Origin of the sequence: Streptomyces sp. (assembly GCF_036566765.1) — a bacterium.
Taxonomy (GTDB): Bacteria; Actinomycetota; Actinomycetes; order Streptomycetales; family Streptomycetaceae; genus Streptomyces.
This window is the reverse complement of sequence record NZ_DATCVQ010000072.1, coordinates 1-1,606: the sequence shown is the minus strand read 5'-3', so window position 1 is coordinate 1,606 and position 1,606 is coordinate 1. Positions and strand designations below refer to the sequence as shown.

Here is a 1,606-nt window from a genome sequence, read left to right as displayed (position 1 = left end):
GACCGCGTCGGCGGCCCGACATACTCTTCGCGGACCGCGGCTACGACCACGACAAGTACCGCCGCTCCTGCGGCAGCGCGGGATCCGGCCCGCGATCGCCGAGCGGGGGCAACCGCACGGCACCGGCCTGGGCAACACCATCTTCCGGCTGCACAGTCTCCGCCGCCTGCGCATCCACTGGGAGCGACGCGACGACATCCATGAATCTTTCCTCGGACTCGCTGTCCGCGTGATCACCCACCGGCGCGTCCGGAGGCTTTGTTAGGGCCAGCCAGGGCACAGCAAGGATGCTCACCCGCGTGGCGTCGTGTTCTCTGTCACCCACGCGAGCGAGCATGTGCGGACCCGACCCTCTTCCCGCACCGAGGCGATGCGATGCCCGACCGCGCCGATCACGGCCGCCCCAAGGGCGTCGAACCAAGGTGGGCCTTGCGGCACTGGCGGCTGGAGCAGTCGCTCTTCGGCGGCATCTACGGACTCGTGCTGGCCAGCGCCATGGTGGCCGCGCTGGACGAGACGGGCGAGAAGGCCGACCCCGGTTCGGACGCGCTTTGGGTATTGCTCACAGCACTGGCGTCGGCCACCGCCCATGGGTACGCGCACGTCATCGCCCAGCGTGCGTCCGACGACGGGGCAGCCACCACCAGCAGACTGCGGTCGGTGCTCGCCGAGTGGCCACTGGTCGCCGCCGTGCTGCCCACTGTGGGGATGCTGCTTGCTGCGGTAGCCGGGTGGTGGGCAGAGAACACTGCTGTGGACGCGGCCCTGCTTTTCAATACCGTCGCCTTGTTCAGCTTGGGCGTCTCGGCTGCCCGCACCGCAGGGCACGGATGGCCGTCCTCGTGCCGGGCAGGCGGCCTGGACATGTTGATCGGTCTAGTGATCATCAGCGTCAATGCCCTGATCGAATAGCCGGGCCTCGGATGCCACGTCGGCGAGAACGGCGGCGATTCCTTGATCTATGGGCACCGTTTTCCCGGCCGCTGCCGACATGACAGGGACGGCGGGAACCCATCCCTAACTTCGGCTCCGCCACCACACCGGGCAGGGTGGCGACGCCGGGGCCAGGCCGTGGCTCCACCCGCGCGGCAGGAGCGAGGGGAGGCCAGCGCCAGCTGCGCGGTTGAGCGGGTCACACCGCCGGCGGCTGGCTGGACGGGGCGGCCTGGTCGGCGGGCTGGTCCAGCTGCTGGCGGTGCCGCTGTTCGTTGCGGTGGTCCTCGACACGGGCCGCGTTTGTCACGCGGGTGCGAGAGCTTGCGCCGAACTCGTACTGGTACCAGTACGAGGAGCTGGCAGACGTCATCGGATTCGAGGACGACGATGGCACTTCGTAGGGAAGCGCGGTGCCGTGTCGACTTGTTGTGGGCGGCCGGCCCTGACCGGCCAGTGGCGTGTGGCCGGGCGCCTCACTGTGACCTGGCGTGCCACGTCCGCTGGTCGGGGGTACTTGACCGGACGACGGGTTCCCTTAGTACCTTCTGGCACGGCCTGGCAGCTTCGCAGGTTGTCAGCGCCAGGCAGCGGGATACCGGCAGGTGATCGACGGGATTCTGCACCGGGTGCGGACCGGAATTCAGTGGCGCGATCTGCCCGAACCTTTCGG

Annotated in this window: 3 protein-coding genes and 1 pseudogene; 3 read left to right on the top strand and 1 reads right to left on the bottom strand. The window is 69.0% G+C overall.

All coding sequences use genetic code 11. The features are described 5' to 3' along the window. Together VIU94_RS04000 and VIU94_RS03995 are read left to right on the top strand one after the other, a co-directional pair. Window positions 1-265 (top strand): annotated as a pseudogene (locus VIU94_RS04000) (IS5/IS1182 family transposase); the annotation flags it as partial. A 110-nt stretch (window positions 266-375) separates the two neighbouring features. Beyond that, window positions 376-912, top strand: a complete 537-nt coding sequence (locus tag VIU94_RS03995) for a hypothetical protein (protein ID WP_331907582.1) — start codon at window positions 376-378, stop codon at window positions 910-912. Window positions 913-1,132: 220 nt separating this feature from the next. On the opposite strand, the gene VIU94_RS03990 is transcribed toward VIU94_RS03995, so the two are convergent. Next, the gene (locus tag VIU94_RS03990) at window positions 1,133-1,306 is read right to left on the bottom strand and encodes a hypothetical protein (protein ID WP_331907580.1); all 174 of its coding nucleotides are present in this window, start codon (window positions 1,304-1,306) and stop codon (window positions 1,133-1,135) included. Window positions 1,307-1,481: 175 nt separating this feature from the next. On the opposite strand from VIU94_RS03990, the gene VIU94_RS44605 reads away from it, so the two are divergent. Next, a partial coding sequence (locus VIU94_RS44605) for a transposase (protein WP_414720882.1) occupies window positions 1,482-1,606 on the top strand: 125 nt, incomplete at its 3' end.